Origin of the sequence: Oscillibacter sp. MSJ-31, assembly GCF_018918025.1 — a bacterium.
Lineage (GTDB): Bacteria > Bacillota > Clostridia > Oscillospirales > Oscillospiraceae > Hominicoprocola.
This window is the reverse complement of sequence record NZ_JAHLPT010000009.1, coordinates 40,727-53,740: the sequence shown is the minus strand read 5'-3', so window position 1 is coordinate 53,740 and position 13,014 is coordinate 40,727. Positions and strand designations below refer to the sequence as shown.

Sequence of the window (13,014 nt, the reverse complement as noted above, 5' to 3'; positions counted from 1 at the left end):
ACAGAAATGCCCGAAAACAAGAAATTCTGGAAATTCTGCAATCAGGCAGGAAACAAGGTGGAGTTGCTGCTTTACGGCGACATTTCGCAGACGAGCTGGTGGGGCGACGAGGTGACCCCGAAGCAGTTTGCGGAGGAGCTGGCCGGTCTGGGAGCGCTGGACGAGATCACGGTGCGCATCAATAGCGGCGGCGGCGACGTGTTCGCGGCGCAGGCCATCGGCAACCAGCTTGAACAGCATCCGGCGACGGTGACGGCGAAGATCGACGGCCTGTGCGCCAGCGCGGCAACCATCGTCGCCTGCCACTGTGGCAAGGTGATCGCCGCCAACGACAGCACCTACATGGTGCATCCGGTGCGCATGGGCGCTTACGGCTACTACAACGCCGAGGAATTGCAGAAGTACATCGAGGCGATGAACGCCATCCGGGAAAGCATCGTGGGCCTGTATGTGAAAAAGACAGGCAGAGATAAGGACGAGGTGGCCGGATGGATGGACGAGACAAGCTGGTGGACGGCGGCACAGGCAAAGGAAAACGGCTTTATCGACGAGTTGACGGACGAGGCGGACGGAACGGTGATCGAAAACCGGGACGGGCTGCTGTTCGTCAACAGCGTCAACACACACCTGCCTTTCGACAAGGCACCCAACTTTGTACAAAGCAGCAAGGCAGCTCCCGCCTCCTGCTCTGTAAATAACAAATGCCATAAGGAGGTAACGAACATGGCAAACGAGATCAAGACCGTGGACGACCTGCGCGGGGCCTATCCCGCACTGGTCAATGAAATCGAGGAGGCGGCGGCGAACAAAGCGACGAGCGACGAGCGCCAGCGTATCCACGACATCGAGGACATGGCCCTGTCCGGCAGCGAGGCGCTGACGAATGAGGCCAAGTTCACAAAGCCGGTGAGCGCCAGCGAGTACGCTGTGGCCATGATGAAAGCTGCCAAGGAGAGCGGCGGCGCGTGGCTCAATGCCGCAAAGAGCGACGCTGACAAGAGCGGCATGGGCGGCGTGAAGAACAGCGGCACCGGCGGCGGTACGGGCAAGCAGGACGAGTTCATGGACGCGATCAAGTCCATGGGCAAGAAGCAGTAAAGGAGGAGAAAGAACATGAGTATGGATTTGGCAAAAAAGACCTTTTCCACCCAGCCGGATTACCTGATCGCGGGTAATGCGGAGATCGTTACGGCGGTCAAGAAGGCATCCGCCGCCTTGAAGCGCGGTGCTCCCGTGGTTCTCAGCGACGGCAAGCTGGCCGCCATCAGCGTGAGCGGCAGCAGCGCCCCCTACACCGTGACCACCACGGGCCTGTACGGCATTCTGGCAGAGGATGTCGCATCGGGCGAGGACGGCATTGTGTACCTCTCCGGCGAGTTCTTCGCCGATGCGCTGGTGCTGCCCGCCAACGCCACCGCTGCGGACGTGGAGGTTCCTCTGCGTAACCTCGGCATCTACTTGAAGTAAGGAGGAAGAAAGAATATGGCTAACGAAGTGAACATTTACTCCCCCCGCTATCTGGCGGAGGTGGTGAGACAGACCCCTGCCGTACACACCTATTTCCGCGACACCTTTTTCACCAACGTCAAGACGTTCGCTACCGAGCGCGTGGACATCGACCTTGTGAAAGGCGACCGCCGCATGGCGGCCTTTGTCCATCCCCGCGTGGGCGGAAAGGTGCTGAAAGCCAACGGCTACCAGACCGAGAGCTACAAGCCCCCGCTGATCAACCCCTACGACGTGACCACCGCTGACCAGCTCATGACCCGCCTGCCGGGCGAAGATCTGTACAGCGGCATGACCCCTGCGCAGAGGGCCGCGCAGAAGCTCATGGAGGAGTACGCCACGCTGAACGACGCGACCACGCGCCGCGAGGAGTGGATGGCGGTGCAGGCCATCGTGACCGGCACCATTCCCATTGTGGGAGAGGGCGTGAACGAGACCATCGACTTCGGCCTGACCAACAAGAAAACCCTGACCGGCGACAACAAGTGGGGCGGCACCAAGGCCGACATCCTCGGCAACCTCGGTGACTGGACGGATGCGGTGCTGCACGGCGGCTTTGCCAACGTGGACACCCTCATCTTGGGCAAAACGGCCAAGGCAAAGTTCTTTGCCGATGCCAATGTGCAGAAGATGATGGACAACCGCCGCATGAACCTCGGCGAGATCGCCCCCCGCGACCTGCCCAACGGCGTGAAGTACATCGGCCATCTGGATGACCCCAGCCTTGACGTGTACGTTTACGGCGAGGTCTACTACGACGACTGGACTAACCCCGACGCGCCGGAGACCAAGCCCCTCATCCCCGACAACATGATCATCCTGATCAGCTCCAGACCCAACTACATGATGGCCTACGGTGCCTGCACCTACATCGAGGACGCATCCGGCCTGTGGGTGACCTCCCAGACCAGCCGCGTCCTGCGCAGCTATGTGGAGCATCATCCCGACCGCCGCATGGTGGAGCTGCAGGCGCACCCGCTGCCCATCCCCGACAAGGTGGACAGCTGGCTGGTGGCGACCGTGTGCTGACATGGCGCTGTTCGAGCTGAAGCAGGAATACAGCGGAGCGGAGGGGACTGCCCCTCCGCTCACCTTTAAGGACTGTGCCGCAGCGGACATCGACGCGGCTTTCTTTGAGCAGGACGAACACGCAGACTGGCATACGGTTGACGGCAAGGATGCACTGGTGATCGTGGACGATCAGCGGCTCAAAGAGCATAGCGCCCACTGGGAAGCGGGAGCCAAGCAGAACTTCGATACGGGACTGTATACGGCCTACACGGTGCTGTATATCCGCGTGAGCGACTACGGGCCGAAGCCGAAAGTGGGAAAGCACCTTGTTCTGGACAAAGGGACGAACCGGCAGCGGTCGTACACCATCCTCAACTGCGAGGAGGAGGCGGGCGTGTACCGCATTTCCATGGAAAGGACGCGGCAATGAGCAGAGTAACCTATGACGCAGGGAACCTGACCATCGAAGTGGACGGGCTGGACACCGTGGCGGCGGCGCTGGGCGATTTGAAGAAAAAGACCCCGGCGGCGGCCAAGGTAGCCATCAACGCCACGGCACGGCAGGCCCGCAAGCTGATGATCGCAAAGGCAAAGGCGCGGTACGCCGTGAACGCGGCGGGCAGGCGGCACCTAAAAGACCTTGTGCAACGGAAAAAGGCCAGCAACACCAGTTTGAGCGCAGAGCTGCACATCGCAAAGATGCGCAACGATCTCGGTTATTTCCAGCACAGGCCGACGGAGCGCTTTACCGGGCGCGAGGTTTTGCACCACGCGCCAAAGTATGTGAAAGCCCGTGTTCTGAAAGCCTCGTCCATGGCGGCGCTGACAGGCAATGCCAACATGAGCAAGGGCTTTCTTGTGCAGTTCAAGAGCGGCCACATCGGCATGGTGCAGCGACAGATCGGCTCCAGTTCCAGCCACACGGTCACGGAGCGGGGCCACCCAAGGTGGCGAAACAAGGATGGTAAGGTGGAAAAGCTGGTGACGATGGGAAGCCCGTCAGCCTCGGCGATGCACTCTACCGTCTGGCCGATGGTGGAGCCGGAGGTGTCCGAGTATCTGCAAGACCGACTGATGGAGCAGACCGAACGGGTGCTGGCGCGAGCGGCGAGGAGGAAGTAGGCCATGAAGAACTATATGGATGCGGTGAGGGCCGCAGGCATCGGGCGAACTCCCCAGCTCTGCCAAGACGCGCTGATCGAAACGCTGGAGGAGCTTTTCGCCGGGAAGAAGTACAACGGCCAGCAGAGCCGCAAGGAGCTGAAAATCTTCAAGCAGGATTTGCCGGTGCCGGAGGACTATGACGCGGATGTGGACACGGACGCGGCGGCGGCCCCGTACATCGTTGTGCGCATGACCGGAGGCGAGATCAAGAACGACGACGGGCCGCAGGCGGTTGAGTTCAGCCTGATCGTGTGCGCCTACGACGAGGGCAAGGAGCGAGAGGGTTATCAGGATGTTGCCAACATCAAGGAGGACATCGTACAGCGGTTATGCACCAAGCCGTATTTCGGCGGGGCATTCACCGTGCTGAAACCCATCGCGTGGGCCATGCAGCAGGACGACACCTACCCGTACTACTTCGGGGCGTGTTCGCTGACCTGCACCGCACCGGCCATGACACAGGACACAGAAATGGAGGAGCTGGTATGAGCAAGAAAAACGATAAGCTGGCGGCGGATGCCGCTGTGAATGAGACGGCCATCCCGGCGGCGGAGACCGCTACCGAGGCCACGCCAACGGAGCGGGAGAATACGAGCGTGACGCAGGTTTACTGCGGCCCCACGGTGCGCGGCGTTGCCAAGCAGTACACGGTGTTTCGCGGCGGCATCCCGGAGGCGCTGGAGGCGTTCATCGCCATTCACCCGGAGGCTGGGGAGCTGGTGGTGGACGTGGAGCGCTTTGCCGAGACGAGAAAGCGGCTGGAGACCGCAGGAACGGCGGAGGCCATTCTGTACGGCAAGATCAAATCCGAACTGTAAGGAGGAAGAAAGACTATGGCATACAAACACGGCGTATACACGAGCGAGGTTGCGACCAGCATGGTCGCGCCCATCACCGGCATGGCGGGCTTGCAGGTGATCGTAGGCACCGCCCCGGTGAATATGCTCAAAGACCCGGCTGCGGCGGTCAACGTGCCGCTGCTGGTGAGCAGCTACAAGGAGGCCGTGGAGGCGGTGGGCTATCTGCCTGACTTCGCCAACTACACCCTCTGCGAGTGCATCAGCGCAAATTTCAGCGTTGTGGGTATCGCGCCCATGGTGCTGATCAATGTGCTTGACCCTGCCAAGCACAAGATCGCCATCACCGGCGGAACCGTTCAGGTGAACGACGGCGTGGCGGTGCTGGAGGAGACAGGCGTTCTGCTGGAGGGGCTGACCGTCAAGAGCGGTTCCAACACGCTGACCGCAGGCACGGACTACACCACCACATGGAACGACGACGGTACGCTGAACATCGTGGTGCTTTCCACCGGCGCGGGTAAGGAAGCAACGAGCCTGACCGTGACCGGCAACAAGATCGACCCCAGCAAGGTGACGGCGGCGGACATCGTGGGCGGTGTGGACAGCTCCACCGGCAAGGAGACCGGCCTTGAGGTGGTGCGTCAGGTCTATCCGAAGCTGTCCATGACACCCGGCATCCTGCTGGCACCACGTTTCAGCAAGGACGCGACGGTGGCGGCGGCATTGCAGGCCAAGACCAAGAGCATCAACAGCGTGTTCGGCGCGGTGTGCGTTGTGGACATCGACAGCAGCAACACCGGCGCGACCAAGTACACCGCCGTCAAGACCACCAAGGAGGCGCAGGCGGTGAGCGACCCCAACGCCTACGCAGTCTGGCCCTTTGCCAAGGTGGGCAACACGGTCTACAGCGGCAGCGCACTTGCGGCGGCGCTGACGGCCTACACCGACGCACAGAACGACGACACGCCCAACGTCAGCCCCAGCAACAAGACCATCGCCGTTTCTGCCGCCTGCCTCGAAGATGGCACGGAGGTGGTGCTTGATCAGGAGCAGGCCAACACCGTGAACAGCTTCGGTGTAGCAACGTGGCTGAACATGAACGGCTTCCGCCTGTGGGGCAACAACACGGCGGCCTACCCAGGCATCAGCGACCCGAAAGACCGCTGGTTCAGCGTCCGCCGCTTCCTGACGTGGGCGGCTAACACGTTTATCCTGACCTACTTCCAGAAAGTGGACAGCCCCGCCAACAAACGACTGATCGAGGCCATTGTGGACAGCGAGAACGTGCGCGGCAACGGCTTTGTGGCCCGTGGCGTGTGCGCCCGCTATGAGATCACATTCAACGAGGACGAGAACACCACCGCCGATCTGCTGGACGGCAAGATCACGTTCCACCAGTACATCACCCCGTTCACCCCTGCGGAGGACATCGAGGACATCATCGAGTTTGACCCCGACGCTCTTTCCGCCGCGCTGAACTGATAAGGGAGGGAAAAGAAGATGATTTCCAACAACTATATCCCGGAGAAGATCAACGAATATAACGCCTATCTGGACGGCACGAAGATGATCGGCGTGGCCGCGTCGGTGACGCTGCCGGAGGTCAACATGAAAACCAGCACCGTTTCCGGCGTGGGCGTGAACGGCGAGCTGGACAGCCCCACCATCGGCCAGTTTGAGAGCATGGAGCAGGAAATCCAGTTCAACACGCTCTACAGCTCCGCCATGGATATGCTCTCTCCCCTGTCCACGGTGAACCTGACGCTGCGAGCCTCGCAGCAGGTCTACGACAAGCAGGGCGGCTACAATTTCAAGGGCCTGCGCGTGGTGGAGATCGGGCGCGTGAAGAAGTTCAACCCCGGCAAGGTGGAAAAGGGCGAGGCCATGGAGGCCACCGTGACGCTGGAGCTGACCTACCTGATGATCGAGGTGGACGGCCAGCAGCTCTTGGAGGTTGACAAGCTCAACGGCATCTACAAGGTCAACGGCACGGATATGCTGGCGGGCGTGAACAGCTTGATCTAACGGGCGCAAAACAATACGGCCTGTCCCTGCGCAAACGGGGGCGGGCCGTGTTTTCACACAACGAAACGACGCTGAAAGGAGCGAACACCAATGGCAGAGGACAAGATCACGGCGGCGGAGACCGCAAACGAGGGGACAAAAAAGAGCGAGAACATCGTGGAGCTGGCAAGGCCCTACGGGTTCGAGGGCAAGGAGTACGGAGAGATCGACCTGACGGGGCTGGAGAAGCTGACTGTGCAGGACGCTATCGACGTGCAACGGCAGCTTTTTGGTGAGGGCGAGGCGGCGGCCTCGGTGTTGTGCGAGACCACGACGGCATTTGCCCGCGCCATGGCGGTCAAGGCCACCGGAATGCCCATTGAGTTTTTCAAGCTGATGCCTCGCGGCGCTTTCAAGCGCGTGGCAGGTGCGGTGCGCAGACACCTGAACGTGGAGAGCGGAACGGAAAACCATGTGATGCATCTGGAGAAGCCGCGCCATTACAAGGGCAAGGAGTACCGGGACATCGACCTGAACGGCGTGGCAGACCTGAACACGCTGAATGAGAGCGAGGCGGAGAACCGCATGGCCCGCGAGGGCTTTGTGGTGACGGAGAACAGCACCAACTATCTGTACTCCTGCGTGATCGCCGCCATGGCAACGGGCATCCCGGAGGAGTTCTTTACCACGCTGCCCCTGTATGAGCTGCTGAAACTGAAAAACGCGGTGAACGACGCGGATTTTTTCGGATAAAGGGCGGAGCCAAGGCCCTGCGGAAAGCGGCTATCCGGCTGTCCTCGGTGACACGGACGGGCGTGGACTTCTATCTGAAAATGCCTGTCCGGGACTTTATTGAGCTGAATAGCGAGGTGGCGAAGGAATGGCGAACAATAAAACATTAGAGTTAAGCATCAAGATCGCCGGTAAGATGGACAAAAGCCTGATGGCGGCGCTGAACGGGAGCCAGAGCCAGATCAGCAGCTTTGCCCGCAGCATCAGCTCCATCGGAACGGCGGGACTTGCGGCCATGGGGACGCTGGCGACGGCGACTGTGGCGACCATCGCAAGCTGCACCAAGGAAGCGGCGAAGTTTGAAAACTACATGGCGGATGTGGTCAAGTACGTAGACGGTCTGGCAGATGCTACCGGAAAGATCAGCGACAAGGTGGCGGATAACGGCAAGACCTACGCGCAGAACTACGAGGCCATGAAGGACGCAATCAAGGATTTAAGCACACAAATCCCCTATACGCAGGAGGATTTGACACGCCTCGCCGCTGCGGCGGGCCAATCCGGCAAGGCTATGGAGGACTTGATCAAGATCGACAGCTCCGGCAATGTTACCGGTTTCCTGCGGGACATCGCCATGACCGGCGCGGCCATGGACATCAGCGCCGATCAGGCGGGCAACTGGGCCGCCAAGTGGGAGCAATCGCTGAAAATGACCCACGAGGAGGTCATGGTGCTCTTTGACCAGATCAACTATCTGGGCGCAAACAGCGCGACCACGGCGGCGGAAATCGCGGAGGCGGTCAATTCTGCGGCGAGCCTCGGCCAAGTGGGCGGCGTAAGCGCGGCCACAACGGCGGCGTTGGCGGATGCCATGCTGGCGACAGGCGTATCGACTGATCGCGTCGGCACCAGCATCAAGCGCATGATCGTGAATTTGAGCAAGGGCGCAAGTGCGACGAAAGCCCAGAAAGAACAGTTCGAGGAGATGGGCATGAGCGCGGAGTGGGTCGCCAAGGCCATGCAGGAGGACAGCGTGGGAACGCTGGATACCATCTTCAAGGCCATCAACGATCTGCCGCAGGAGCGACAGGTAGCGGCGCTATCCACCCTGTTCGGCCAATGGGCCATTGAGGGCGGCGCGAAGATCGTCAACAATCTCGATGTGTACCGAAAGGCGCTGGAAATGGTGAGCGACCCAAGCCTGTACACGGGAAGCATGGAGCGGGAGTTCAACATCAAATCGCAGACCCCGGAGGCCATCGAGACCATGCTGAAAAGCACCAAGACGGCGCTGAAAATCGAGATCGGCGATGCGTTCCTCCCGGCGAAAAAACAGTTCAATCTCTCCATGATCGACTTTCTAAACAGCATCCGAAAGAATATGCCGGAGCTGACGCAGCTTGCGGAGAGCTTGGGAACGCTGGCAAGCCGGGGCGTGGAGAAGCTGGGGAGCGCTATGGACACGGCGCTGCCGTACATCCAAAAGGGGCTTGACTACCTGATCAACAACGGCGAGCAGGTGGTGCGTGTGCTGGGCGGCATGGCGGCGGCGTTTGTTGGCATGAAGTTCGCCCCGGCGGCGGAGGCTATTTTCTCCGGTGGAAAGGGCGGACTTGCGGGCCTATTCAAGAGCGGCAAGAGTGCGGGCGCGGCGGGCGCGGGGCTTTTCTCTGCGTTCCGGGGCGCATCGGGAAGCAACGGCTTCCGCACGACGCTGGGGGCGGCAATCTCCAGTCTGATCAGCGGAAACGGCATCAAGGGAACCACAGGACTTTTGAGCGCGGCGGCGGGAACGCCGGGGCTGTTGTCCGGCTACCAAAGCGCGGGGAGCGTCCTGCGGGGGGCAATCGGAAACAGCAAGACCGCGCAATGGCTGGGCGGCATCGGCTCGTCCATCGGAAATCTCGGCGGGATGTTCGCCAACAGCCGGGCCGGACAATTTGCGGGCGGCCTTATGGGAAAGGCGGGCGGTGCGCTGGGTAAGTTGACCATGCCGCTACGACAGGGCATCGCGGGCATTGGAGCGGCGGCTACCATTCAGGGCAGCATCTTCCAGCAGGGTCTTTCCGGCTTGCTGGGGAAAGCGGGAGGCGTGGTAAGCGGTATCGCAAACTCCGGTGCCGGGAAAGCTGTCGGGAGCATATTCAGCGGCGGGGCCAGTCTGCTGGGGAGTATCTATGGCCCCATTGCTGGCGGCCTCGGTAGTCTGCTGTCCGGGGCGCTGCCTATTGTGGGCGTGATCTCCGGCATCATCGCCGTGGTGAGCATCCTGACGGACAAGTTCGGCGGGCTGGACAAAATCGTGCAGCGTGTGTTCGGCGACACGGGACTGGAAAAGTTTACGGCATTCAAGGACGCGCTGCTGGGATTGTTCGAGGACGGCGGTGTGGCAAAGGCGCTGCAACCGCTGCAGGAGAGCATCACCAATCTGTTCGGCGAGGACGCGGGCGCAGCCTTTGGAGGCATTACCACCATCCTGCAATCGGTGATGGGCGTGATCGGCCAGCTCGTGACCTTTTCACAGACGACGGTGCGGCCCATCATCGAAAGCATATTCGGCTTTATCACACAGACGGTGGTGCCGGTCATTCTGCAAACCATCACAGCGGCGGCTCCATCCATCGCATCCATCATCAGCGGCGTGGGTTCCGTGGTCATGACGGTGGCGCAGATCATCGGTGAGGCAATTCAGTTCCTTATGCCGATCATTCAGACGGTGATCACGGTGCTGCTGCACATTGGTCAGGTAGTGGTTCCGGCGGTGCTGGCCGCCATCGGTGCCTTTGCCGAGGGCATCAGCAGCGCGATCAACGGGGTCAAGACCATCTTTGAGGGCGTGATCAACTTCATCACCGGCGTGTTCTCCGGCAACTGGCGTATGGCGTGGGAGGGTGTGAAATCCATCTTCGTGGGCATCTTCAATACGCTGGGCGCTCTGTTCAAGACCCCCATTAACGCGGTGATCGCCCTGATCAACAAGGCAATCGCAGGCATCAACAGTCTCGGCATTACCATCCCGGACTGGGTGCCGCTGCTGGGCGGCAAGTCGTTCTCCATCAATATCCCGGAAATCCCCATGCTTGCGCAAGGCGGCTTTACAAACGGCGCAAGCATCGCGGGCGAGGCCGGAACGGAGGCGGTGATCAGCTTCCAGCGGGCGGCCCGGCGGGACAATCTGGACATCTGGGCAAAGGCCGGGCAAATGCTGGGCGTGAAGCCGGTGGAGCTGGCGGAAATCGACGGCGGCGGCTCCGGCGGCGGAGGCGGCATAGCCTTTGCGCCGGTGATCAACATTCAGGGCAACGCCGACCGCAGCATGGTGGAGGAAGCTCTGGCCGAGGCGCAGGCACGGTTTGAAGCGTGGTATCTCCAGATGCAGCGCAGACAGGCCCGCACGGCATACTGACGGGAGGAAACGCGATGTACACGACCAAGAGCGGCGACACATGGGATGTGATCGCCAAGGAGGTATACGGCAGCGAGTACCACGCTGATGTGCTGATGGCGGCAAATCCGCAGGAGATCGACACGTTTATCTTCAACGCCGGGGTGGAGCTGAACACCCCGGCGCTGGAGGAGGAGCGGGACGGACTGCTGCCGCCGTGGAAATACGAGGCGAGCTATGATTGAGACAAGACGGCTGGCGCTGGATGTGCGCTACAACAGCTACCCTTTTGCCGGGCAGGTGGGCGGAGACATCGAGAGCCTGACCTACACCGACAGCGCGGCGGACAACAGCGACAGCATCGACATCACCATCAACGCGCAGGACAGGAAATGGCTGCTGGGCTGGATGCCGGAAAAGGGCGCGACGCTGCGGGCGCGTGTTCTCGGCTACAACTGGGAACGGCAGGGCCAGCGGAGCATCATGGAGTGCGGGTTGTTCGTGCTGGACGATGTGAGCTTTTCGGACGCGCCGACGACCTTGCAGGTGGGCGGCGTGAGCAAGCCCAGCGACAGCGACTTTTCGGAGCTGGAGCGGGACGTGATCTGGAAGAACACCAGCATCAAGCGTATCGGCGCAAAGATCGCCGCGCGGTACGGCCTTGCGTTCACCTACGATGCCGACGACTACGACATCGAGTGCGACGAGCAGGACGGCACGGACAGCAGCTACTACAACAGCCTGTGCAAAAACTACGGACTTATCCTGAAAGTGTATGCCCGGCGGCTGTGGGTGTATGACCGGGAGAAGTACAAGGCAAAGCGGGCCGTGCGCACCTTTGACCGCTCGCAGATCAGGCCGGGGAGCTTCGGCTACACCACCACCCTGTCCGGCACCTATACCGGCGGGTACTTCAATTACACGGACGCGGACAAGGACATTGACATCGAGTGTAGCGTGGGCGGCGGCTCGCACACCAAGAGCGTGAACCGGCGGGCTACCAGCGTATACGATGCCAGCGTCCAGCTCTGCGCGGAGCTGAACAGCGCCAACCACGGGACGGTGAAACTACGCTTCGGCGTGGACGGAGACTGGAGGGTAAGCGCGGGAAACTGCATCGCGCTGACAGGCTTTGGCAACCTGAACGGGAAATACTTTGTGGACAGGGTGACGCACAAGATTTCCAGCAACGGACTGACCACCGACTTTGAGTGCAGCGGTATCGGCCCGGCGTTCCATTCGTGGGACGTGGGCGGCAAGATCGTGTATCACGAAAAGACGGCGGACAGCGGCGTGAGCTATGACAGCACCTACGCTACCACCAGTCCGGCGGCGGGCGCAGCCAGCGCGGCGGCAGGCGGCGAGGCGGGGCAGGCGATCACGCTGAACAAGGCTCCGCTGTATGTTTCCAGCACGGCAAAGAACAAGGCAGGAACCAAGACCGGCACATACTGGCTGTACGACGGTATCCTGATCAACGGGCGCTACCGCGTGACCAACAGCTCGGCGCGGTGCGGAAAGCTGCCAGTGGGCCAGAACGTGACGGGCTGGGTGCCTGTGAGCTACTGCATCGCCAGCGAGGAGGCAAAGAAGTAATGGCGGGGACAAACCGAACCGGGCGCGTGAGCGCCATCGACTATAAGGCGGGAACCTATGAGGTGACCTACTTTGACCGGGGAAAAAGTGTGACCCGCCAGATCAACGCTATCAGCAACGGCGAGTACAAGATGCCAAGCATCGGGCAGGTGGTGAGCGTGAGCCACAACAGCAACGGAACTGCGGCGGGAACCACCACCGGAACGGTGTGGAACAAGACCAACACCCCGGCGGAGGGCTACAAGGGCCTGTTCCGAAAGGAGTACGCCGCGCGAAAGGGACTGGCTTATGAGCGCTACGACGAGAACACCGGCGTTTACACCCAGTATGTGAACCGGCGGACAGGGCGCAACTGCAACGGCGAGATATACGACGAGGCGAAAGGCGCGATCAGCCTTGTGGCGGGCGGACAGTTTCAGGCCAAGAGCAGCGCCGCCAGCATGAGCCTGAACGCCAAAACCGGCGTTGGCATCGTGGCGGGGACAACGGTGAGCATCGAGGCAGGCACCTTTGTGAGCATCGAGGCCGCAGGCGCGTTGAGCGTAACGGCGGGCGGCAAGTATACATTCGCCGCGAAAAAAGGCGCAGAGATCGAAGTGGAGGGCGGCGACGCAGAGATCACCATAAACGGCGCGACGGTCAAGGTGACAGAGGCCGGGGATGTGGAGATCGAAAGCCCCACCAAGATCAGCCTGACAGCCCCGGAGATCAACGCCACGGCGGCGAGCGGGGACATCACCATCAACGGCGTGAGCCTTGTAAACCACACGCACATGAACGGCGCGGTGGGAAAGCCGGATAAGTAAGGAGGGACGA

Annotated in this window: 14 protein-coding genes; all 14 read left to right on the top strand. The window is 61.1% G+C overall.

All coding sequences use genetic code 11. The features are described 5' to 3' along the window. Positions 1-6: 6 nt before the first annotated feature. The 14 genes from KQI17_RS07945 (at position 7) to KQI17_RS07880 (ending at position 13,004) form a co-directional block, all read left to right on the top strand. The gene (locus KQI17_RS07945) at positions 7-1,098 is read left to right on the top strand and encodes a head maturation protease, ClpP-related (protein ID WP_216495645.1); all 1,092 of its coding nucleotides are present in this window, start codon (positions 7-9) and stop codon (positions 1,096-1,098) included. Between the two features lie 15 nt (positions 1,099-1,113). Beyond that, positions 1,114-1,467 (top strand): hypothetical protein, encoded by a 354-nt coding sequence (locus tag KQI17_RS07940; RefSeq protein WP_216495644.1) that lies wholly within the window; start codon positions 1,114-1,116, stop codon positions 1,465-1,467. 15 nt (positions 1,468-1,482) lie between these two features. After that, positions 1,483-2,535 (top strand): major capsid protein, encoded by a 1,053-nt coding sequence (locus tag KQI17_RS07935; protein WP_216495643.1) that lies wholly within the window; start codon positions 1,483-1,485, stop codon positions 2,533-2,535. Between the two features lies 1 nt (position 2,536). Continuing rightward, positions 2,537-2,947 carry a hypothetical protein gene (locus KQI17_RS07930; protein ID WP_216495642.1) on the top strand — a complete coding sequence of 137 codons (411 nt, stop codon included), beginning with the start codon at positions 2,537-2,539 and terminating at the stop codon, positions 2,945-2,947. Further along, positions 2,944-3,639, top strand: coding sequence for a hypothetical protein (locus KQI17_RS07925; protein ID WP_216495641.1), 696 nt, complete (start codon positions 2,944-2,946; stop codon positions 3,637-3,639). The genes KQI17_RS07930 and KQI17_RS07925 overlap by 4 nt, the downstream gene beginning before the upstream one ends. Positions 3,640-3,642: 3 nt before the next feature. Then, positions 3,643-4,170: a hypothetical protein gene (locus tag KQI17_RS07920; RefSeq protein ID WP_216495640.1), complete on the top strand. Its 528-nt coding sequence runs from the start codon at positions 3,643-3,645 to the stop codon at positions 4,168-4,170. Beyond that, a complete protein-coding gene (locus KQI17_RS07915; protein ID WP_216495639.1) occupies positions 4,167-4,499 on the top strand; it encodes a hypothetical protein in 333 nt (110 codons plus the stop codon). The genes KQI17_RS07920 and KQI17_RS07915 overlap by 4 nt, the downstream gene beginning before the upstream one ends. A 15-nt stretch (positions 4,500-4,514) precedes the next feature. Continuing rightward, positions 4,515-5,963, top strand: coding sequence for a phage tail sheath family protein (locus tag KQI17_RS07910; protein WP_216495638.1), 1,449 nt, complete (start codon positions 4,515-4,517; stop codon positions 5,961-5,963). Positions 5,964-5,981: 18 nt separating this feature from the next. Next, entirely contained in the window at positions 5,982-6,506 is a 525-nt protein-coding gene (locus tag KQI17_RS07905) for a phage major tail tube protein (protein WP_148336958.1), read from the top strand. A 90-nt stretch (positions 6,507-6,596) separates the two neighbouring features. Next, a complete protein-coding gene (locus KQI17_RS07900; protein WP_216495637.1) occupies positions 6,597-7,238 on the top strand; it encodes a phage tail assembly protein in 642 nt (213 codons plus the stop codon). 127 nt (positions 7,239-7,365) lie between these two features. Continuing rightward, positions 7,366-10,623, top strand: coding sequence for a phage tail tape measure protein (locus tag KQI17_RS07895; protein WP_216495636.1), 3,258 nt, complete (start codon positions 7,366-7,368; stop codon positions 10,621-10,623). Positions 10,624-10,637: 14 nt separating this feature from the next. Further along, the gene (locus KQI17_RS07890) at positions 10,638-10,847 is read left to right on the top strand and encodes a LysM domain-containing protein (protein ID WP_216495635.1); all 210 of its coding nucleotides are present in this window, start codon (positions 10,638-10,640) and stop codon (positions 10,845-10,847) included. After that, a complete protein-coding gene (locus tag KQI17_RS07885) occupies positions 10,840-12,198 on the top strand; it encodes a phage late control D family protein (protein ID WP_216495634.1) in 1,359 nt (452 codons plus the stop codon). Before KQI17_RS07890 ends, KQI17_RS07885 begins: the two co-directional genes overlap by 8 nt. Then, complete coding sequence (locus KQI17_RS07880) at positions 12,198-13,004, top strand: DUF2345 domain-containing protein (protein ID WP_216495633.1); 807 nt, start codon at positions 12,198-12,200, stop codon at positions 13,002-13,004. The genes KQI17_RS07885 and KQI17_RS07880 overlap by 1 nt, the downstream gene beginning before the upstream one ends. Positions 13,005-13,014 lie beyond the last annotated feature (10 nt).

Excerpts from the sequence above, each read along its gene's own strand:
- KQI17_RS07945 (WP_216495645.1), top strand. The coding sequence starts at position 7 with ATGCCCGAAAACAAGAAATTCTGGAAATTCTGCAATCAGGCAGGAAAC.
- KQI17_RS07940 (WP_216495644.1), top strand. The coding sequence starts at position 1,114 with ATGAGTATGGATTTGGCAAAAAAGACCTTTTCCACCCAGCCGGATTAC.
- KQI17_RS07935 (WP_216495643.1), top strand. The coding sequence starts at position 1,483 with ATGGCTAACGAAGTGAACATTTACTCCCCCCGCTATCTGGCGGAGGTG.
- KQI17_RS07930 (WP_216495642.1), top strand. The coding sequence starts at position 2,537 with ATGGCGCTGTTCGAGCTGAAGCAGGAATACAGCGGAGCGGAGGGGACT.
- KQI17_RS07925 (WP_216495641.1), top strand. The coding sequence starts at position 2,944 with ATGAGCAGAGTAACCTATGACGCAGGGAACCTGACCATCGAAGTGGAC.
- KQI17_RS07920 (WP_216495640.1), top strand. The coding sequence starts at position 3,643 with ATGAAGAACTATATGGATGCGGTGAGGGCCGCAGGCATCGGGCGAACT.
- KQI17_RS07915 (WP_216495639.1), top strand. The coding sequence starts at position 4,167 with ATGAGCAAGAAAAACGATAAGCTGGCGGCGGATGCCGCTGTGAATGAG.
- KQI17_RS07910 (WP_216495638.1), top strand. The coding sequence starts at position 4,515 with ATGGCATACAAACACGGCGTATACACGAGCGAGGTTGCGACCAGCATG.
- KQI17_RS07905 (WP_148336958.1), top strand. The coding sequence starts at position 5,982 with ATGATTTCCAACAACTATATCCCGGAGAAGATCAACGAATATAACGCC.
- KQI17_RS07900 (WP_216495637.1), top strand. The coding sequence starts at position 6,597 with ATGGCAGAGGACAAGATCACGGCGGCGGAGACCGCAAACGAGGGGACA.
- KQI17_RS07895 (WP_216495636.1), top strand. The coding sequence starts at position 7,366 with ATGGCGAACAATAAAACATTAGAGTTAAGCATCAAGATCGCCGGTAAG.
- KQI17_RS07890 (WP_216495635.1), top strand. The coding sequence starts at position 10,638 with ATGTACACGACCAAGAGCGGCGACACATGGGATGTGATCGCCAAGGAG.
- KQI17_RS07885 (WP_216495634.1), top strand. The coding sequence starts at position 10,840 with ATGATTGAGACAAGACGGCTGGCGCTGGATGTGCGCTACAACAGCTAC.
- KQI17_RS07880 (WP_216495633.1), top strand. The coding sequence starts at position 12,198 with ATGGCGGGGACAAACCGAACCGGGCGCGTGAGCGCCATCGACTATAAG.